Origin of the sequence: Exiguobacterium sp. s39 (genome assembly GCF_018618925.1) — a bacterium.
Lineage (GTDB): Bacteria > Bacillota > Bacilli > Exiguobacteriales > Exiguobacteriaceae > Exiguobacterium_A > Exiguobacterium_A abrahamii.
Genome location: NZ_JACSNA010000001.1, coordinates 81038 through 101364 on the forward strand (window position 1 = coordinate 81038; position 20327 = coordinate 101364).

At 45.5% G+C, this 20327-nt stretch carries 16 protein-coding genes; 7 read left to right on the forward strand and 9 right to left on the reverse strand.

Annotated features, from left to right (window positions below; translation table 11 throughout):
* Nucleotides 1–289 precede the first annotated feature (289 nt).
* The 7 genes from KNQ11_RS00455 to KNQ11_RS00485 form a co-directional block, all read right to left on the reverse strand.
* Nucleotides 290–1762: a phytoene desaturase family protein gene (locus KNQ11_RS00455; RefSeq protein WP_035398446.1), complete on the reverse strand. Its 1473-nt coding sequence runs from the start codon at nucleotides 1760–1762 to the stop codon at nucleotides 290–292.
* A 15-nt stretch (nucleotides 1763–1777) separates the two neighbouring features.
* Nucleotides 1778–2854 (reverse strand): glycosyltransferase family 2 protein, encoded by a 1077-nt coding sequence (locus KNQ11_RS00460; RefSeq protein WP_214768952.1) that lies wholly within the window; start codon nucleotides 2852–2854, stop codon nucleotides 1778–1780.
* Entirely contained in the window at nucleotides 2851–3552 is a 702-nt protein-coding gene (locus KNQ11_RS00465; RefSeq protein ID WP_251139599.1) for a lysophospholipid acyltransferase family protein, read from the reverse strand. Before KNQ11_RS00465 ends, KNQ11_RS00460 begins: the two co-directional genes overlap by 4 nt.
* The gene (locus KNQ11_RS00470) at nucleotides 3521–4276 is read right to left on the reverse strand and encodes a carotenoid biosynthesis protein (protein WP_023467400.1); all 756 of its coding nucleotides are present in this window, start codon (nucleotides 4274–4276) and stop codon (nucleotides 3521–3523) included. The genes KNQ11_RS00465 and KNQ11_RS00470 overlap by 32 nt, the downstream gene beginning before the upstream one ends.
* A gap of 136 nt (nucleotides 4277–4412) precedes the next feature.
* Complete coding sequence (gene pssA, locus KNQ11_RS00475; protein ID WP_174316042.1) at nucleotides 4413–5159, reverse strand: CDP-diacylglycerol--serine O-phosphatidyltransferase; 747 nt, start codon at nucleotides 5157–5159, stop codon at nucleotides 4413–4415.
* Between the two features lie 21 nt (nucleotides 5160–5180).
* Entirely contained in the window at nucleotides 5181–5648 is a 468-nt protein-coding gene (ybaK, locus tag KNQ11_RS00480; protein ID WP_064300355.1) for a Cys-tRNA(Pro) deacylase, read from the reverse strand.
* A complete protein-coding gene (locus KNQ11_RS00485) occupies nucleotides 5608–6990 on the reverse strand; it encodes an MATE family efflux transporter (protein ID WP_058265055.1) in 1383 nt (460 codons plus the stop codon). The genes ybaK and KNQ11_RS00485 overlap by 41 nt, the downstream gene beginning before the upstream one ends.
* A gap of 193 nt (nucleotides 6991–7183) precedes the next feature.
* Between KNQ11_RS00485 and KNQ11_RS00490 the strand changes: the two genes are divergently transcribed.
* Complete coding sequence (locus KNQ11_RS00490) at nucleotides 7184–7957, forward strand: enoyl-CoA hydratase/isomerase family protein (protein ID WP_064300354.1); 774 nt, start codon at nucleotides 7184–7186, stop codon at nucleotides 7955–7957.
* 57 nt (nucleotides 7958–8014) lie between these two features.
* On the opposite strand, the gene KNQ11_RS00495 is transcribed toward KNQ11_RS00490, so the two are convergent.
* Both KNQ11_RS00495 and KNQ11_RS00500 read right to left on the reverse strand, forming a co-directional pair.
* Complete coding sequence (locus tag KNQ11_RS00495) at nucleotides 8015–9166, reverse strand: cation:proton antiporter (RefSeq protein ID WP_214768955.1); 1152 nt, start codon at nucleotides 9164–9166, stop codon at nucleotides 8015–8017.
* 140 nt (nucleotides 9167–9306) lie between these two features.
* Nucleotides 9307–11094 carry a glycoside hydrolase family 13 protein gene (locus KNQ11_RS00500; protein ID WP_214768958.1) on the reverse strand — a complete coding sequence of 596 codons (1788 nt, stop codon included), beginning with the start codon at nucleotides 11092–11094 and terminating at the stop codon, nucleotides 9307–9309.
* Between the two features lie 455 nt (nucleotides 11095–11549).
* Between KNQ11_RS00500 and KNQ11_RS00505 the strand changes: the two genes are divergently transcribed.
* The 6 genes from KNQ11_RS00505 to KNQ11_RS00530 all read left to right on the forward strand — a co-directional run bounded on the left by KNQ11_RS00505 (nucleotide 11550) and on the right by KNQ11_RS00530 (nucleotide 20262).
* A complete protein-coding gene (locus KNQ11_RS00505; RefSeq protein WP_193749045.1) occupies nucleotides 11550–12806 on the forward strand; it encodes an extracellular solute-binding protein in 1257 nt (418 codons plus the stop codon).
* 126 nt (nucleotides 12807–12932) lie between these two features.
* Nucleotides 12933–14288 (forward strand): carbohydrate ABC transporter permease, encoded by a 1356-nt coding sequence (locus KNQ11_RS00510; RefSeq protein ID WP_023467408.1) that lies wholly within the window; start codon nucleotides 12933–12935, stop codon nucleotides 14286–14288.
* Nucleotide 14289: 1 nt separating this feature from the next.
* Complete coding sequence (locus tag KNQ11_RS00515) at nucleotides 14290–15123, forward strand: sugar ABC transporter permease (protein WP_050677686.1); 834 nt, start codon at nucleotides 14290–14292, stop codon at nucleotides 15121–15123.
* Nucleotides 15124–15145: 22 nt separating this feature from the next.
* Nucleotides 15146–16669: an alpha-amylase family glycosyl hydrolase gene (locus tag KNQ11_RS00520; RefSeq protein WP_214768961.1), complete on the forward strand. Its 1524-nt coding sequence runs from the start codon at nucleotides 15146–15148 to the stop codon at nucleotides 16667–16669.
* A gap of 34 nt (nucleotides 16670–16703) precedes the next feature.
* The gene (locus KNQ11_RS00525) at nucleotides 16704–17735 is read left to right on the forward strand and encodes a LacI family DNA-binding transcriptional regulator (protein WP_035398727.1); all 1032 of its coding nucleotides are present in this window, start codon (nucleotides 16704–16706) and stop codon (nucleotides 17733–17735) included.
* Between the two features lie 226 nt (nucleotides 17736–17961).
* Nucleotides 17962–20262 (forward strand): glycoside hydrolase family 65 protein, encoded by a 2301-nt coding sequence (locus KNQ11_RS00530; RefSeq protein ID WP_214768963.1) that lies wholly within the window; start codon nucleotides 17962–17964, stop codon nucleotides 20260–20262.
* Nucleotides 20263–20327: the final 65 nt, after the last annotated feature.

Sequence of the window (20327 nt, forward strand, 5' to 3'; positions counted from 1 at the left end):
GGATGGTCTTTTCTTTATCGAGCTATCTGTAGACCATTCGGATGAGACGATCTAAGGGGGAACGTCGTAAGTCATGCGAATGGACACACGATGAGTCACGTGATGAAATGGGTGGGTCCCATTTGATTTCGCTGGTTAGAAAAAATAAGTTCTTCAACGCTCTTGACTCGGGGAAGTCACCTTGCGCTTGATTGAGGATGTGGGGTCAATCACTACCTCTTGAACTCGAAGTAATCGTATCAAATCTTAGTTGTCCGTACAAGTGATTGATATGCAATTCACATAACGTTCACAGGGTAGCGGCGACAGCAGAGACGATTCGTTCACTTGCTAGTTTTCCTGAAAGCGTCACCATTGGACTACCACCACCAGGATGCGTTGATCCACCAGCAAAAAACAAATTGTGAACATTCTTTGAACGGTTGCTCGGACGGAGGAAAGACGACCGGATGCCATTGGATGACAAGCCATACAATGAGCCGTGATAGGCAAAGAAGGTTTGTTCGATATCCTGTGGCGTGACCCGTTGCTCGAAGACGACATCAGATGAAATATCAATCCCAAAGGACTGCAATCGCTGATTGATCAGTTGATCATACGTATCAAAATCAATCGCATGTCCAGTATCCGTTGCAGGTGCATTGACGAGCACGAATAAGTTATCACCCGCTTGTCCCATTTCTGGTGCTGTGACGGAAGAATTCGAGATATAGATCGTCGGCTCCTCAGCGTAACGTTTTTCATCAAAGAGTGCCTTGAACTCAGCTTCGTAATCCGAAGAGAAGAAGACGTTATGATGAGCCAGCCCTTCGATCCGACGTGAGAGACCGATACATCGGACATAGGCAGAAATCGACGGTTCGACTTGAGCAGGTGTCGGATTTTTAAAATCAGGTCGTGCCGTTTCTGAGATCAGACGTGGATATTGTGTCAACAAATCACCGTTCATGACGACGAAGTCAACCGGGAGATATTCCAAGTGATTCAATTCAATTTCCGTTGCTTGTCCATCGACGACTTCGATCTGTGTCACTTCATCGCCAAGACGGAAGACGACACCTAGTTCTTTTGCACGTCGGGCGAACCCTTCTGCGATTGCTGTATTACCACCATTTGTGAAGTAGACACCGTCATTTAGTTCTAAATGAGCAATTAAACTGAAGGTAGCGGGTGTTTGATACGGACTACTCCCGATATACGTCGCATAACGATCGAGTGCCTGAATTAACCCTTTATCCTTAAAGTAGTGCTTATGCAACCCATGAAGGTTTTGAAAGGGATGCACTTTCAACATGTCTCGCCAGAGGGAGGGGCGGATATACGAATCAATATTCGTAAAGAATTGTTGTTTTGCGATCGTATGCAACTTCGCCACTTCTTCTTGGTAACCTGTAATATCGTTCTTCGCCAACTGACCGTTCGTGAAACGATCTACTTCTGTCCGCATCGCTTCGCGTCCAGACGAAAATGTTAATGTTCTTCCGTCGGAAAAATGATTGACCGTATGACGTTCAAGTTTCGTGAATGTAAAGTACTCATCGGGATCCGCACCGGATTCAAGAATGACAGACTGAAAAACTTCCGGCATCGTGATCGTATTCGGACCAAAATCGAAGCGATGTCCTTCTGTGACGATCGGCATCATTTTGCCACCGATATGTGTATTGCGCTCGATGACCGTGACGCGAAATCCTTTTGCTGCTAATGAGATAGCAGCGCTGAGTCCACCAAGACCGGCTCCGATGACAGCTATATGTTTCATGATACTGATTCCTCCTTACGAATAGGTCCTACCCTTCCATGTGATTTCCCGTTTCCTAAAGCTTCGAATCATCGCACTTGCTAGCAAGATGACATAAAGGAATACCGCCAGTGGATGGAGCCACCAAACATGTCGGATTCGTGCCGCACGATCGATCCGGAATCGTGCTAAATAAAGAAGAATCAGTGCGCCACCCATCTGCCAGGATGGGTGGAGGATGAGATAAGGTAGGACACTTGCTTGAACCAAGTAAAAGAGTAGAAAGTATGATCCGACGATATAAGAATCGTTCATCCCACGAAAGACATTCTTTAGAAAACCTTGCCAGACTTCTTCGTTCGTGGCGTACATATCGCAAGAAACTGCTGGGGCGACTTCGACGAGCGTCGTCGTCAACCCGTGTCGTTTAAATGTACGACAAAGTTCTAAATCGTCAACGAGAGCCGATTGGATGCTTTCATGTCCACCGACTTGGTCATACGCGTGTCGTTCGACGAGAACGACCATGCCGTTGGCTGCAGCAAACGCTGGATGTTTCACCTTGCGAAACGGAATCGGAAGATGCTGCGCGATAAGAACATGTTGCATCGGAATCAAACACTTCCCTAGAAACGTCGGTACAGGAAAGGACGGGAAACCGGAAAGGAAAACAGCTCGTTCTGTTCGTAACGTTCCGTATAAGCGACAAATCGCATCAGGTGTCAATGTCACATCAGCATCGAGAAATAACAGATAGTCCTCTGTCGTTCGTTTCGCGAGTTGATGACACGCATGGACCTTTCCTGCCCAGCCAGCTGGTAAGGGAAGACCATCAATCACTGTAAAACGGTCGTCTTGACCGATTCGATCGAGCAATAACTCGCGCGTCCGATCGGTCGAGCGGTCTTCATATAAGTAAACGTGCATCTCTGGTTTCAGAGCGGGTTCTAATGCGTCTAATAATTTTCGTACATTACGCTCCTCATTACGTAAAGGGATGCAAATTGCTAGACTATCTGGTTGAACGGGAGCCGTTAATCGTGGTAGAAAAGCTAAATTAATCCATGTATAGAGACAGACAGCTAGAGCGAAGAAGAGAAAGAACCAACTCATGACCGAAGGGCCCGTAACCAGCGCTCCGTTCGTGCAGGAAGTGGTTCCCTTCGGGTAGAGATACAGAGATACAAATCAACACGTTCCGCAATTGCATCTGCTCGAATGTCGTCGTATAAAGCAGTTAGTTCTACCGTCAGTCGTTTTGCCTGAGCACTTGACCGTTCGTTAGGTAATGGACGAAAGCGACGCGTCCGGATATAGACGTCCGGTTGCTGTTCATGACCATATGAATAATAAAAGGCGACGAGAGACACGTGATCCGTATGACGCGTCAAATGTGTGGCACCACTTGCTAAGCGAAGCGGACGGTCCTCTTGATGACGTTCCTCGCCTTGAGGAAACATCCAGACGCTGCTGCCATTTTGAAGTCGTTCTTTTGCATAATGAAGGCTTGTCTTGATATCAGCGAATGATGTCCGGTCAACAGAGAAAGCTCCGAGACGGGAGAAGAACGGGAAACGAGCAAGCCCTGCTTGATCAATCATGACATAGGGGTCGTGATGGAAACAGGTCTGATCCAAATGAAAAAGAATCATACCGTCCCACCAAGAACTGTGTGTAGCAAGCATGAGACCAGGGACAGGTAGATCGTCTGCTCGATATAAGACACGGTGGAAATGACGTCGGATCAAAGCATGATCGACATACGTATGAAATACGGATTCAGCTAATTTGCTTTTGTTTGCTTCTTTCAACGATAACCCCTCGTTTCACAATGAAATAGACGATGAATGCACTTAAGCTGACCAAAGTGACGCCATAGAGACCAGCAACTCCTGCTGTTACACCGAATAAAGTGTGCAACATCAAAAAGAGATACTGATTGTTTTGTTCGAGTGCGGCATCCGTCGCCTTGACTTGATATCGATTGATGAAAAAGGAAAAGACGAGCGCCGTTCCATACCACCCGAAGAAATTCTGTGTCGGAATATCGTAATACCAGCCACCGTCTTGCCAAAGCCAATACGATTTCACGTTAGCAGCAACAGGATCGATTGCTAAATCGAGCCAGACGGCAAACAATGGAACGAGAATCAATGTACTATAGCGAAACGAGAACAAACGGGAGAAAGCGAGACTCGCCCCCATGACCGATAGCCATGCAGCCCCGATCGTAATCGGCACACCTAATAATTGGACACCGAAATCCGACTCGTAACGATATGTTCCAAACGGCCAACCGGTATGGACCCCAATCGACTCAATGATGATCGAACCAAAGAAGATAAAGGGGATGACAAGACGCCCCTTCGGTAAGACATGCCAAAAATAGAGAGCTGCGTATAAGCCGGAAGCGAATAAAAAGACGGCATTGGCCCACTCGAGCCAAGGGGGAAGTAACGAAAAACCAACTAAGATCAAACCGATGGTGAACCAAATCGAAAAGAAAATCCAAAGACGTTTATGAAACTGCTCCATGCGTGACATTCCTCCATTTCCAAAATAGCTTCTGTCATAAGTATACCCATATATCTTGAAAACGAGCGAGGGAGAAGCGGTCTTATAAAAAAAGTGGTCCGGCTTCTCGTAAGAGAAACCGAACCACTTCCTATCATCATCCGTTTGAATGTTGTTTTTGCTTCTTCTTTTTGATGAACGAGAAAAGGAGAAACGCGATATACAACGGAACAGCAACGAACCAAAACGTAGACCACTCATTGCTACGCGCAATCATGACATACGTCACGTATAGCAACGTAAAGGTGATGACGAACGTATGGCGCGGAACGGGAATGTCTTTAAAACTTGGAATCTTGACACGACTGACCATCAAGAAGGCAAGACCTGTAAAAACGAGTGGGACCATCAAGTCGTTCATTCGTCCGCTAAACAACGTGACGACGGCCAAAATACCACCTGCCGCTGTAATCGGTACACCTGAAAAATAAGCAGATGCCACATTCGTTGCCGATAAATTAAAACGGGCAAGACGAAATGCGCCAAACAACGGAAACAGAGCAGAGATTAGTAAACCAACTTCTCCGAATTCATAGAAATACGTATAGTAGGCCATCATTGCAGGTGCGACACCGAATGTCACGATATCTGCTAATGAGTCCAGTTCTTTTCCGAAGTCGCCTGCTACACCAAGCATCCGAGCAAGGCGTCCGTCCAGACTATCAAGCATCATCGCGATGACGATTAGTAAGGTGGCATTTTGAAAATCACCTTTTGCTGCCATGACGATGGCTAAAAAACCACAATACAGATTTCCGAACGTAAATAGGTTGGGTATTGAATTACGAACACGATCTTTCCACAAAATGATTCCTCCTGCCACTTCATCGATACTACTCATCATACCATAATTAGGAGATGGAATTCAGCCGTTCGTAAAGAGAATCCCCTGAGTGAAAGATAAAAAATCATGAGGATTCAACCGAACTTGATGTCCACGTTTTCCAGCGGATATGATGATGAATGGTTCATGGATAGCACGATCCGATAAGAGAACCGGAAAATTCTTCTTAGCACCGATGGCAGAGACACCACCTCGAATATAGCCAGTCAGGTCTTCTAACTCCTTCATCGGAACAAGCGCGACTTTTTTCGAATGCAATGCTTTAGCCGCTGCCTTTAGAGAGAGTTCTTCTTCCCCCGAAATGACGACGAAGACATATTTATTTTCGACCATTTTCAAAACAAGGGTTTTAAAAATGGTCGAAAGGGGGTAATTAATCTTTCTAGCGACGGCTTCAGCAGATAAATCATCAAGATCAACAGGATAAGTGAGGGATTCGAAGTCAATCTTAGACTGCTTCAGAAGCCTCTCGACGTTCGTTTTGCTCATGTGTTTCTCCTTTGACGAGTGAGTATTGGACCCATTTCCGTCCGTGCCAACGTTTCATGGCGAAAATGCCACGGAACCATTCGTCAGCAGAGAAGGCAATCCAGATTCCAAGTAAACCGAGACCGAAACCAAGACCAAGTGTATAACTGAGGACGACCGCGATTCCCCACATCGATAGAATACCGATGGCGACAGGGAAACGAACATCTCCTGCCGATTTAAGAGTTCCCATGAGCACGATGTTCATCGCGCGACCTGGTTCAAGAATGACGCTTGCCCAGAGTAGTGGGATACCGATTGCAATGATTTCAGGACTCGATGTGAACACTGATAGAATCGATGAACCGAATGAAGCAAGAGCGACAGCTGAGATGAAGCTTGCGAAAACAGCAATCTTCAATGTTTTCACAGCACGTCCATATGCTTGTTCAAATTGTTGAGCACCAACTTGGCGTGCGACGAGTAACTGCGTTCCTTGAGCGATGGCAAGCGTAAATAGGAAACAAAGCATCGTGATGTTTGATACATAGACACGAGCAGACAATGCTGCTTCACCAATTGTTGCGATGAATCCTGTGATGATGAGTTGTGAGAATTGATATGAGATCCCTTCACCAGCAGATGGGATTCCGATGTTCATGATTCGTTTCACATCCTCACGATTAAAATGAATCAAGTCTTTTACTGTAAAACGTAAAGAAAGTTTGCGGTAAACGACAAAGAACAACACAAGGACAGCGATTGTTCGGGCGATGACGATCGACCAAGCGACACCAGCAACACCGAGAACGGGAATGCCGAAGAGTCCAAGAACAGCGATGACGTTACCAAAAGCACTAACGAAATTCATGAGTAGCGTGACGTACATAGCATTTTTAGTGAATCCATGACTCCGGAGAATCGCACCCAGTGTCAATGAGATGGCTTCTAAGAAAAGGAACAGACCAACGATCTTAATGAACGTTTCGCCATAGACGAGCGTCTCTCCTTCTAACGAGAAAAATCCAAGGAGTTGTCTTCCGAACAACACGACGGTCAAAGAAACGATGAGACCGGTATACAAGTTAATCGCAAAAGCAGAACGAGCCGTTTGACGAGCGTTTTGCGTCTTTCTTGCACCGAGGTACTGACCAATGATGATCGTTGCACCGACCGAGGTGATGTTAAAGAGAATAATGAAGATGTTCAAAATTTGATTGGATACACCGACTGCTGCAGCGGCGCTATCTGAGTAATAACTTAAAATCAACGTTGCAATGATCCCAAGGCTCATGTGCAAGGCAATCTCGATGAATAATGGCCACGTAATGTGGAATAAGCTTGGTTGCTTGACTGTTTTCATAAATAAATCCCCTTTGTTTCATAAAACGAATAGTGTTTCTTTATCTTTTTGAAACTATACGCCTTCGATTTTCATAATGAAAGAGGGTTTTTTGTCTTTCATCGAAAAAAAAGAGATTTAAAAGGATTTTCATAAAATATCACGAATACATCATAATGAACAATCATTCATTTTTTAAAGGTAGGGGAATCCGATGAAACGAGAAATGCATTATGTCGTCAAGGATCAAATTGCAACGCTAACGCTAGCTCGACCCAAACAACTGAATGCATTAACGTCGAATTTACTAGAGGAGTTGGCAGACGCTCTAGAAGAAGCGAATCAGGATGAGGAAGTACGTGTCATCGTCTTGACTGGTGAAGGACGTGGATTTTGTGCAGGGCAAGATTTGAAAACCGTCTCGCCTGAGCTCGATCATGGTGAATATCTACAGCAGTATTACCATCCTGTCGTTCGGGCACTCGCTAAATCGAAGAAACCGACGATCGCTGCCATCAATGGTGTAGCGGCAGGTGCTGGGTTATCACTAACGCTCGCCTGCGATTTCCGGCTCGTCCACGCTGAAGCGAAATTGTCGCTCGGATTCATCAATATCGGTCTCGTCCCGGATGCAGGAGCGCCGTATTTCTTACCTCGGCTAATCGGTGCGGCAAAAGCAACGGAGCTTGCGTTACTCGGTGACACGATTTCAGCAGACGAAGCCGTTTCGCTCAACCTAGCAACACGAAGTATCGAATCAGAGAAATTTGTAGAAGAGGTCACAGCGTTTGCTCGTCAGCTGGCAGATCGTCCGACAAAAGTGATCGGGTACATCAAGCAGCTGCAAGCAGCGAGTTATGAAAATAACTTGGAGGAAATGCTTGCTCAAGAAATCATCTATCAGTCACGTGCTGGAAAAACGGAAGACCATCGCCATGCTGTTGAATCCTTCATCGAAAAAAAACGCCCTGTTTTTGTCGGACGATGAATCGAGCATACTTTATAGAAGAAAGACGTCGGAAACGCACGATGCGCCGACGTCTTTTTAATTCAATTTCTTTTTGATTTTTCGTGCGGTCGCATGTGTACGGTTCGTCAATCCTGTAGAGATACGGAATAATAGAATTCCGAGAAAAGCAGAAACAAAAATGTATATCCCAGTCAACGTCACGAATGCACCACTAGCGAGCGTGATGAAAAGTATCGAAAATTCACCACGTGGACCCAGACAAAAGCCAGATTCGATCGCATGATAATTCGATAAACCAAAGGACCTTCCGCCGAGGTAACCGACTAAAAATTTAGAGACGACTCCCCAAATGACAAGAGCGAAGAAAAATAGATCAATCGGTAATCCGTCAGTCAATTCGAATGACATTCCGAATGTAATAAAGAACAATGGTAATAATAAGTCTTGGAACGGCGTGACTAGTCGTCTAAGATAACGCGTCTCATCCAGTTCGGTTAACAAAATACCGATGATGAAGGCACCAAGTACTTCGGATAGACCAAATAAGATTCCAATTCCAGAAAACAATAAAATCAAGCCGATGATTCCGATGCCGGCATCAGGATGACGGTAGAGTGAATCGACGAGACGTTTCCGTCTTCGGATGAATAACGTCATGATGATTAAAGCAATGAATAAGAAGGCGAACCCGAGAAAGATGATGCTGATTTTGGCAACCGAGAACGTCTCAGTCCCTAAAACGAACGGGGCCGTCGTCAGTAGGATTGGTGCCATCAAATCTTCGAAGACGAGTAAGGACAGCACGAAGCGATTCACATCCTGATGTTTATCCGGTTCCCGATCGAGCAGCCGAGCAGAAATCGAAGAACTCGTCGCATACAAGACACAGCCAATCAAAAACGATTCGGCGACTGAAAAGCCAAACGATAGGGTCAACAGGATAGTCCCACCAAACGAAAGTAGAATATCGATGACTCCCGCTTTCCAAATGGAACGGAGCTGAATCAGCAAGTCCGCCACTGAAAATTTTAGACCGAGTAAAAAGAACAGGACGATGATGCCCGCTTCTCCTCCGAGTTTCAGCTCTTCGGGAGGATCGTAATAAAATCCAAGGAGGATTCCAATCAAGATGAAGGCTAGAATACTCGGAACGTGGAATCGTTCACTCAAGTAACTGATCGTAAACAAGCCGATGAGGATGAGACCGGCGTAAAAGAAAATTTCCATGGAGGATGTCCTCCTTTCTGTACCCTATACCCTAATTCGATGGCATTCATTAACTTGTTTCTCTCCTGAAGAACGGATACAGAAAAAGCCTGTACACAAAACTTCTTTTTTAGAAGGTGAGTGTACAGGCTTTTAGATGGTTATAAGACTTGAACGATCGTTCCAGAATACGCAGGGAGAGAGACATCAAGTGTCTGCTGGTGCGTGTTCGTCAATAAATCAAGCCCCCGACCAGCTTGTGGAGCGGTCAACGAAACGGGAGCATCTGAATTGTTGAAGTAGATATAATACAATCCTTCCGGGCTCATGCGACGCATGATGATTGTATTCGTCTCATCATTCGCATGAACGAAAGAGATATGTCCTTTGTTCGCAAGCGTCTTATGCTGCTTTCGAAGCTGTAACAAATGTCGCGTATAGGCGAATAACTCCTGATCCTGCTCCTCTGGATCCCACGGCATGCATTTTCGGCAGCCTGGATCTTGATCGCCATCGAGACCGATTTCATCACCATAATAGATGACGGGACTACCTGAGAACGTCAACATCGATAACAAGAGAAGGCGAAGCTTCTGTTTGTTATTGCCAGCGCGCGTCAACGCACGTGGTGTATCGTGTGAACCGATCAAATTAAAGGTCACTTCATTGACATTCATCGTGTTTGAGAACAATACATGCGACATATCGTTCGCATACGAGCTTGCTTTAGTCTTATCCAAGGCAAAGAAGTTCAAGGCGGCATTCGTAAATGGATAGTTCATGACGGCGTCGAACTGGTCACCGAGCAACCATTCCTGTGAGTCATGCCAAATTTCACCAAGGATATACGTGTCAGGGTTGACTTCCTTGACGACTTGACGGAAATCACGCCAAAATGCGTGATCAACCTCGTTGGCGACGTCGAGTCGCCAGCCATCGATTCCGAATTCTTCGACCCAATAGCGGGCGACATGGAGTAAGTATGACTTTACTTCATCGTTCTCGGTATTGAATTTCGGCATTTCAGGTACGAAAGCAAACGTATCGTAGTTCGGCAATGGTTCTGTCACGAGCGGGAAATCACGCAGATGGAACCATTCTTTATAGGTTGAATGACTACCATGTTCACGGATGTCAGCGAATGCTTTATGGTGGAAGCCGGCATGATTGAAAACGGCATCTAACATGATGCGAATCCCGTGTGCGTGTAACAGATCGACCATTTCCTTGAATTTCTCTTTCGTACCGAACTGTGGATCAATTTCTAAGTAATCGATTGTGTCATATTTATGATTCGATTTCGCCAAGAAGATCGGGCAGAAGTAAATACCAGTGATACCAAGTTCAACGAGATAATCGATGTGGTCGATGACTCCTTGGAAATCTCCACCGAAAAGATTCGTCGTCGTCGGTGCTGTACTATTCCATGGAAGTGTACCAGCTGGATCATTCGTCGCATCGCCATTTGCAAAGCGATCTGGGAAGATTTGATACCAAGCTGTATCCTGGACCCAATCTGGTGCAGTGAATACGTCGACTGCATTAAGGAAAGGAACACAGAAATAGTAGCCTGTATCATCGAGCGGTTTTTCATCGAACCATCCACGTTCCGTGAATACATGACTCGTTGAACCGTCATGGAGACGGAAACCATATCGTAGACGACGGAAAGGAGGTACGACATCGATGAACCAATAATCGTATAATTCATCTGATCCACTTCGCTTCATCGGTGTTTCAAATGTATTCCAGTAGTTTGATTTTGAGGGATCGAAGTTCCAATCGGCAGCATCTGGGTTTTCAGTATGCCAATCGTATGGATCGCCCCAAATCAAATCGACGCGATCAACGTCATTTTTTTTCGTTTGTAAACGGATGTGGATTGTTCGCTCATCGTACTTATAGACGAATGGAGACATCGCACGGTGAAACACAGCTTCTTTGAACATGGCAGTCACTCCTTAACGCAATCGCTTGCATCGTATTGATTATGTCTTCGACCTAAGAATAGTAAAGCGCTTTCTTAAAGTCAATTCCAATCCCGTGAAATCAAGGATTCCTGATAAAAGTCGAGAGTATGATGCAATCGTTTGCATCATGTTGTGCAAACAATAAAAATGAAAACGTTTTCTTTTTATTCACTTATTCTTTTTAGCGTTTGATTCAAATAATGAAATCAAAAATAAAAAGTTTTTGAAATGTAAGAAAATAATTGAATAAAAGGACTTGTCAAAAGGATTTTAGATTGTATAATAAAAATGTAAAGGTGATGCAAACGTTTTCATAAAACGCTTACAACCACTCGGTTGTTATCATGAGAAAATGGTTGTGCCTTTATGCAAACGTTGTGCATTAAAACTTATCATTCATAAGTTAACTTGGGGAGGAAATTTCAATCATGGAAATGAAAAAATTCGTAGCAGGTCTCTCTGTATCTGTCATGGCAATCGGTGCGCTTGCAGCATGTGGCGGTGGATCGGATTCTGAATCATCATCTTCAGATTCGGGCAGTAAAAAACCAAGCAAGATCGTCATCTGGGAAGACACTGAAAAAGCTGAAACGACTAAAGCGGCAGCTAAAGCGTTCGAAGAAAAAGAAGGCGTCAAAGTTGAAGTTAAAGAAGTTAAGATGACAGATCAGCAGAAGAAAGTAGCACTTGACGGACCAGCAGGTAAAGGACCGGATATCATGCTTCTTCCACACGACCAAATCGGTACAGTCGTTGACCAAGGCTTGATCGCGGAACTCAAGGATGGCGAAAAAGCACTTGAGCCATTCATCGATACAGCGAAATCAGCAGTAACGTTTGATGGTAAAGTCTACGGATATCCGAAAGCAGTTGAAACACCAATCCTCCTTTTCAATAAAGATGAATTAAAAGAAGCACCAGCTTCAATGGATGATCTGTACAAGATCTCAACAGAGCAAAAGAAAGACGGCAAATACGGATTCCTCGCGCTTTGGGATAACTTCTACTTCGCACACGGTCCAATCGGTGGATACGGTGGATATGTCTTCAAAGACAACGGTGGCAAATTGGATCCAGCAGATATCGGCTTGAACAATGAAGGTGCTGTCGAAGGTATGGATTACATCGGCAAGTGGTACAAAGAAGGTCTCTTCCCGAAAGGTCTTATCGGTGGTGGCGGTGGTCAAGCACTTGATCAACTCTTCGGCGATAAAAAAGCTGTTGCTGTCATGAACGGTCCATGGGCAGTTGCGAGCTATAAAGAAAAAGGTATCAACCTCGGAGCTTCAGCACTTCCGAAACTTCCAAACGGTGAGCCGATCAAAACATTCGTTGGTGTAAAAACATACGCGATTTCAGCATACTCGGAAAATGCAGAGTGGGCTGAGAAGTTCTTGGCATCACTCACAGGTGAAGAAAACGCTAAAGCAATGTTCGAAAAATACAATGAAATCCCACCAGTTACTGCTCTTCAAGAAGATGCAGCAATCAAGGATAACGAAGTCGCAGCAGCAGTCTTCGCACAATCACAAAACGGTGTGCCAATGCCGAACATCGCTGAGATGGGTCAAGTTTGGGAACCAATGGCAGCAGCACTTCAGCTTGTTGCAACAAACAAACAAGACGCACAAAAATCAGCTGATGATGCTGTCAAACAAATCAAGCAACAAATCGAAGCTAACAATCAATAAGCGTAAATGGAACGTGTGAATCCATGAAAAAGAGATAAAGAGAGGGGGATCTTGGATTCCCCCTCATCTTTATGGTTGGAAGAGAAGCCTGAGGTCAGACATGACCTTTGGAAAGGAGAACGGACGATGGCTGCGATTGCAACACCACACCCGACGAATCCAACGCCTGAAAAAAAGACGAACCACCGCACGATTGCGGCGCTGATGTCGATCATTCCAGGAGTAGGACAACTATACAATAAACAATTCCTTAAAGGCGCGACATTTTTTGTCGTCGTACTATCATATTTTCTCGTCAACTTTGAACTGTTCTTCAAAGGAGCCGGAAATGGTCCTGGCGATCGCGGAGCGATCTGGGGCTTGATTACACTCGGTGAGGTACCAGGCGTAAGGGGGGATCACTCGATCTTTCTAATGGTCGAGGGCATCATTGCCTTGATTTTACTTGTCTTTGGTATCGCCATTTACGTCTGGAACTTTATCGATGCGTATCGAATCGGTAAGTTGCGTGACATGAACCTTGAAGTACCTTCCTTGAAGATGCAACTACGGAACTTCCGCGATAATGGATTCCCGTATGCGATGTTGATTCCTTCGTTAGTACTTTTAGTGTTCACAGTCGTCTTACCGTTAATCTTTACTTTCTTGATTGCTTTTACGAACTATAAGTTCAACAACTCGCCTCCAGCAAAGCTGGTCGACTGGATCGGGATTCAAAACTTCTTGAATATCTTTACGGTTGATATTTTCCGCGATACATTCGTCAGCGTTCTTGGTTGGACGCTTGTCTGGACCGTCGCTTCGACGACAGGTGTCATCGCGATCGGTATCGGACTTGCAGTCTTGCTTAACCAAAAAGGACTCAAAGGAAAACGGTTCTTCCGTTCCATCTTGATCCTGTCATGGGCAGTACCAGCCTTCATCACGATTTTGATCTTCCGCTCGATGTTCAATGAGACATTCGGTGTCTTCAATACGACATTGTTACCAGCGATCGGTCTTACTGACGGTGTCGACTGGATGACAGATCCGACGTATACGAAGCTTGCCTTGATCGGGATTCAGTGGTGGTTAGGTTTCCCATACATCATGACACTGACGACGGGGATCTTGCAGTCGATACCAGAAGATCTTTATGAGGCAGCAACAATCGATGGAGCGACAGCAGGAGAGAAGTTCCGCTTGATCACATTGCCGATGATTCTTTTCGCAACAGCACCAATCTTGATCACGCAGTATACGTTCAACTTCAATAACTTCAATATCATCTATCTCTTCAACAACGGTGGACCGGCAGTGCCGGGTCAATCGGCTGGTGGAACGGATATCTTGATTTCGTGGATTTACAAATTGTCGCTTGGCGCGAACCCGCAGTATGGATTCGCAGCAGCGATCACGCTTGTGTTGTCGTTCTTCATCATGACGATTGCCGTCATTCAGTTCAAGCGTTCAAAATCATTCAAAGATGAGGATATGATCTAATATGAGAAAACAAAACCGAATCAACATGGCGTTGTCATATCTCATTTTGACGATCGCCTCCATCATTATCGTTTATCCACTCCTTTGGGTTGTTGGGACTTCACTTAACCCAGGGAAAAGTATTACATCGGATATCTTCCCAAGTAATCCGACTTTGATTCACTACTTCGATTTGTTTGATCCATCAAAAACGGATTATGGCATGTGGTATTTAAACACAATCAAGATTGCCGTCATCACGATGGTCGTCTCCGTCGCGCTAATCACGTTAACAGGATACATTTTTTCACGCTATCGCTTCGTCGGTCGGAAAAATTCACTAATCTTGTTCCTCGTGTTGCAGATGGTACCGCAATTCGTTGCCATTATTGCGATTTATGTCTTGCTTAATATGTTAGAATTGTTTGATACGCATCTGGCGCTCATCCTACTCTACTCGGGTGGCGCGATTCCAATGAATACGTATCTTGCAAAAGGATATTTCGATACGATTCCAAAAGAACTCGATGAGGCGGCACGGATGGATGGTGCCGGTCACTTACGAATCTTCTGGCAAATCATCTTACCGCTCGCAAAACCGATGGTCGCCGTCATCGCGTTGTTCAACTTCATGGCACCATTCAACGACTTCATTTTAGCATCGCTCGTCCTGCGTTCTCCTGAGAAACAGACACTTGCGGTCGGGTTGTACAACATGGTGTCGGAGCAGTTCGACAATAACTTCACGTTATTTGCGGCAGGTGCCGTATTATCAGCAGTTCCAATCGTTCTTCTCTTCTTCGCATTCCAGCGCTTCTTCGTGTCTGGATTGACAGCAGGTGGAACAAAAGGATAATCATAAGGGGGAAATCAGCGGCATGAGACGAGGCATAATGCTTCTCCTCTTGCCGCTTCTCTTGTCTATCGGGCTTCAACCGATGACGGGTGAAGCAGCAGGTTGGGAAAAAGAACGAATGTATTTCATCATGGTGGACCGGTTCGAGAATGGCGATCCGAGTAATGACCGAGAGGCGGATCCTGAAAATCCAAAAGCGTTTCAAGGTGGTGATTTAGCAGGCGTGACGAAACGTCTCGATTACATCAAGGAAAAGGGATTCACGTCGATTTGGTTAACGCCGATCTTTAAGAACCGTCCGAATGGTTATCATGGATACTGGACGGATGATTATTACGAGATTGATCCGCACTTCGGAACAAAGGAAGAGTTTAAACGCCTCGTCAAGGAAGCTCATGACCGAAATATCAAGGTCGTCCTTGATCTTGTCGTCAATCATTTAGGACCAAATCATCCGATGGTGAAAGAAAAACCGGAGTGGTTCCATAAAAATCAACCAATCATGAACTGGAATAACCCGTCGGAAGTCGAAAATAACTGGCTGTTCGATTTACCGGACTTCAATACGGAAAATCCAGAAGTCGTCGATTATTTAGTTGATGTCGCGAACTACTGGGCCGATGAAACGGGTATAGACGGATACCGGCTCGATACGGTTCGCCATGTGCCAGCCTCTTTTTGGGAAACGTTCATCCCAGCAGTCAAAGAAAAGCATCCGGACTTATTCTTGTTGGCTGAAGTATTCGATGGAGATCCGCGAAAAATCGCATCTTATTCAAAATTAGGTTTTGATTCCGTGACGAACTTCCCGTTTTATTATGGAGTCAAGGATCAGTTTGCCCGCAAAAATGGTTCAGCGGAAGAGCTCGATTCAGTTTATAATCGAGATACTACGTTTAATCCGAATGCCAAGGGACTTGCAACCTTCATTGATAATCATGATGTCAAGCGCTTCATCACGGAAGCAAAGATTGGTGGAGCAGACGAAGAGGAACGGCAGCTTCGATTGGCGCTGTTTGCACTCTATGCTGCCCCGGGGATGCCAATCGTCTACCAAGGAACAGAGGTGGCGATGCCAGGTGGCGAGGATCCTGGAAACCGGATGATGATGACATTTGATCAAAACAAGAAGATGCAACAGTACGTAAAAACGTTGAACGAGATGCGTCAGGACTACCCAGCGTTTGCAACAGGGAAGCAACGCTTGATCGCAAAAACAGATCATATGGCAGTCTACTCACGGGAGACGAAACAACAACAAGTCGTTTACGCGATCAATCTTGGAGAAAAAAAGACGAGCTTACGCGTGTCTGCGAAAGAAATCGGTGATGACCAGCGTTTAAGAGGACTTTTATTTTCAGACTTGGTGCGTCAAGATGGTGACGCCTATGAGATCACGCTTGATGCAAATAGTGCGAACAGCTATGTCATCGAAAAGTCACAAGTCAACTGGTGGTCGATCATCGCCATTGGTGCGATTGCTCCGATTTTAGCGCTCATACTTCTTCTCGTTCACCGTAAACGCATGCAACGTCAAACAAAATAAAATACTTAACTAGGGGAAATGTGAGGTGAAGGGGATGCAGGTAACAATCAAGGATGTAGCACGGGAAGCGAATGTCGCACCCTCGACGGTATCACGCGTCATTGCGAATAGTTCACGCATCAGTCAAAAGACGAAGGAACGGGTGCGGCAGGCGATGGATGAGCTCGGATATTATCCGAACGTTCATGCTCGCAGTCTAGCGAATCGAACGACACAAGCAATCGGTCTCGTCATGCCAAGTGCTGCAACAAAAACGCTACAAAACCCGTTCTTTTCGGAGGTCATTCGAGGAATCAGTACAAAAGCGCATCAAAATGGATATTCGTTATATATGACGACAGGTGTCTCGGAAGAAGAAGTATATGAAGGTGTCGTGTCGATGGTTCAGGGCCGTCGTGTCGATGGTGTCGTCGTGCTGTATTCCCGTACGGATGACAAAGTCGTTCAATTTCTGCAGGATTCGAAGTTTCCGTTCGTCGTCGTCGGAAAACCATTCAGTGATTCATCACATGTCACGTATGTCGATACGGATAATTATCTAGCCGGTCGCGAAGTGACGAAGTACTTGCATCAACTTGGGCATGAGTGTATCGCATTCGTCGGAGGCGCACAGGACTTAGCTGTGACGCAAGAGCGTGTCGGGGGTTACAAGACGGCTCTCATGGAAGAGGGCATCCCGATTCAAGAATCCTACATCGTCAGTGCACCATTCATGACGACAGGAGGCGCCGAGGCAGTCAAACGACTGATGTCGCTTGAACATCCGCCGACGGCTGTCGTCGTCAGTGATGATATGATGGCACTTGGTGTCATGAGTACCCTCAATGAGATGGGGATCGGTGTGCCGGATCAAATGGCCGTCGTCAGTTTCAATAACTTGTTCATTGCAGAATTCTCAAGCCCACCGTTGACTTCTGTTGAAATCAACATTTTTGGACTTGGTTTTGAAGCGACGAATTGTTTGATTGAACAAATCAATGAAGATGCGACACCTTATGGGAAGCGCGTCATCGTCCCGCATTATCTCGTCGTCCGCCAGTCTTGTGGCGGAAAATCTGAAGCATGAAACGACAGTCTATTTTTAAGCCGATTGGTTTGAAAATAGACTTTTTTGATTCAAATCGACGTCTATTTCTAGTAAAAGGAAGCGGTTGCAGAAAAAGAAATTTATTTTCGTGCAAACGATTGCATTGATGCTTTTTATGTGTACAATAAAGAATGTATAGTATAGATGAAACGCTTACATGATCAGGGTAACCGACATGCGTAGCATAAAAAGGAGCGACTTGACGATGAAACGACTTTTTGAGGTCAATGAGTGGAAAATTACAGAGCTTGGTTTTCATCCAGAAGATAATCGATTGGCAGAATCGATGACATCGATCGGAAACGGTCATATGGGAATGCGCGGGACGTTTGAGGAAGAATATACAGGGGACACGCATCAAGGCATGTATGTCGCAGGTGTTTACTACCCGGATAAGACACGTGTCGGCTGGTGGAAAAACGGTTATCCGGAGTATTTCGCGAAAGTACTCAATGCTGTCAACATCATGGGCTTGAAAGTATCTGTCAACGGAAAAGCTGTTGATTTGAATACGTGGGAAGTCATCGACTTCAAACGCGAACTTGATATGCAACACGGTGTGTTGACACGGACGATGCTATTGAAGAATGGGGTAGAGGAAACGAAAGTCGAATCCAAGCGTTTCTTCTCGATCGTCGATAAAGAAATCGCTGCCTTGCAATATACGGTGACACCTGTCAATTTTGAAGCAGAAATCGTCATTGAATCGTATCTCGATGCGGATGTTGAGAATGAAGACTCGAATTATGACGAGAAGTTCTGGCTTCCTGTCGAACACGGAATTGAAGAACGGTTCGGTTATGTCACATCAAAAACGAAAAAGCTCGATTGGCATGTAACGGCAGCGATGATCACGGATGTCGAAGGCGCACGGTGCGAAGTCGTCGATGGCAATACGCAGTACGTCGCGAATCGTTTCACGAAACAAGCCGCAGTCGGAGAAGGTGTCACAGTCGAAAAATTCGTCGCGCTCGTAACGAATCGCGATCATGAAATCGATGCGTTACTGGAGCAAGCGATGAAACGTGTTCATGTCGCATTCGAATCAGGCTTTGAATCATTGCTTGCGACACATGAATCAGCTTGGTTGCACCACTGGGAAGAAGCGGACGTGAAGATTGAAGGAGATGTCGAGGCACAGCAAGGGATTCGTTTCAACATCTTCCATATGTTCCAGACCTACACAGGTGAAGATTCACGCCTCAACATCGGACCAAAAGGATTCACGGGCGAGAAGTATGGTGGTGCGACGTATTGGGATACAGAAGCGTACTGCTTGAACTTCTACCTTGCGACGTCGAAACCGGAAGTGGCTTGGAATTTACTCAAGTATCGCCACAATCAATTACCGCAAGCAAAAGAAAATGCGGATAAGAATGTTGGGATGAAGGGTGCACTTTATCCGATGGTGACGATGAACGGAGAAGAGTGCCACAACGAGTGGGAAATCACACATGAAGAAATTCACCGGAACGGCGCAATTGCGCATGCGATTTATAATTACACGAACTACACGGGAGACACATCGTACCTCGGACAATACGGGTTTGAAGTGTTAGTCGAGATTTCTCGCTACTGGGCAAGCCGTGTCAATTACGTCGCGCATAAGGACGTCTACATGATTCTTGGCGTGACGGGACCAAACGAATACGAGAACAACGTCAACAACAACTGGTATACGAACCTGATTGCGGCATGGTGTCTCGAATATACGCAGACCGTCCACCGTCATTTGGCACAAGAAGAGCCAGAACGTCTGCAAGAACTTATGCATCAATTAGCGTTGACGGATGAGGAGCTGGCGAAGTGGGCAGATATCGACGCGAAGATGTATTATCCAAAAGATGAGGCAGCCCCTGGAATCTTTATGCAACAGGATGGCTTCATGGATAAGGAACAAATCTTGGTCGCTGACCTCGATCCAAAACATCTTCCGCTAAACCAGAATTGGTCATGGGACCGGATCCTTCGCTCTGTCTTCATTAAACAAGCAGATGTCTTACAAGGTCTTTACTTCTTGACGGATCGCTTCAGTGTAGAAGAGAAAAAAGCGAACTTCGATTTCTATGAACCACGCACGGTTCATGAATCGTCATTATCACCATGTATCTACTCAATCATTGCGGCGGAAGTCGGTTATGAGGAAAAAGCGGTCGAACTGTACCAACGTTCAGCACGACTTGATCTTGATAACTACAACAATGATACGGAAGACGGGTTACACATCACGTCGATGGTTGGATCATGGATGTCGATCGTCCACGGATTCGCCGGATTACGGGTGGCGAACGATACGTTATCCTTCAAGCCGATGTTGCCAAAAGGCTGGACGAGCTATACATTCCGGATGCAATGGCGCGGTCATCATATCCATGTCCATGTACAGCCAAATGCCGTCGAAATCGCCCAAACAGAAGGCGAAGCATTCAGCTTAAACGTTCATGGAACAACTGTAGAAGTTCCGGCAGGAGGACAGATTACAGTTCCTGCTTCGATGACAGTATAAGAGAGAAAAAGAACCGATTTTTGAGTCGGTTCTTTTTTTGTGTGTAACAAGAAGTAGGACACCTT

Bases quoted from the DNA above. Each gene is read 5' to 3' on its own strand.
- KNQ11_RS00520 (WP_214768961.1), top strand. From the start codon at position 15,146: ATGAGACGAGGCATAATGCTTCTCCTCTTGCCGCTTCTCTTGTCTATC.
- ybaK (WP_064300355.1), bottom strand. From the start codon at position 5,648: ATGAGCAAAACGAACGTCGAGAGGCTTCTGAAGCAGTCTAAGATTGAC.
- KNQ11_RS00490 (WP_064300354.1), top strand. From the start codon at position 7,184: ATGAAACGAGAAATGCATTATGTCGTCAAGGATCAAATTGCAACGCTA.
- KNQ11_RS00500 (WP_214768958.1), bottom strand. From the start codon at position 11,094: ATGTTCAAAGAAGCTGTGTTTCACCGTGCGATGTCTCCATTCGTCTAT.
- KNQ11_RS00455 (WP_035398446.1), bottom strand. From the start codon at position 1,762: ATGAAACATATAGCTGTCATCGGAGCCGGTCTTGGTGGACTCAGCGCT.
- KNQ11_RS00495 (WP_214768955.1), bottom strand. From the start codon at position 9,166: ATGGAAATTTTCTTTTACGCCGGTCTCATCCTCATCGGCTTGTTTACG.
- KNQ11_RS00510 (WP_023467408.1), top strand. From the start codon at position 12,933: ATGGCTGCGATTGCAACACCACACCCGACGAATCCAACGCCTGAAAAA.
- KNQ11_RS00470 (WP_023467400.1), bottom strand. From the start codon at position 4,276: ATGGAGCAGTTTCATAAACGTCTTTGGATTTTCTTTTCGATTTGGTTC.
- KNQ11_RS00515 (WP_050677686.1), top strand. From the start codon at position 14,290: ATGAGAAAACAAAACCGAATCAACATGGCGTTGTCATATCTCATTTTG.
- pssA (WP_174316042.1), bottom strand. From the start codon at position 5,159: ATGATGAGTAGTATCGATGAAGTGGCAGGAGGAATCATTTTGTGGAAA.
- KNQ11_RS00485 (WP_058265055.1), bottom strand. From the start codon at position 6,990: ATGAAAACAGTCAAGCAACCAAGCTTATTCCACATTACGTGGCCATTA.
- KNQ11_RS00525 (WP_035398727.1), top strand. From the start codon at position 16,704: ATGCAGGTAACAATCAAGGATGTAGCACGGGAAGCGAATGTCGCACCC.
- KNQ11_RS00505 (WP_193749045.1), top strand. From the start codon at position 11,550: ATGAAAAAATTCGTAGCAGGTCTCTCTGTATCTGTCATGGCAATCGGT.
- KNQ11_RS00460 (WP_214768952.1), bottom strand. From the start codon at position 2,854: ATGAGTTGGTTCTTTCTCTTCTTCGCTCTAGCTGTCTGTCTCTATACA.
- KNQ11_RS00530 (WP_214768963.1), top strand. From the start codon at position 17,962: ATGAAACGACTTTTTGAGGTCAATGAGTGGAAAATTACAGAGCTTGGT.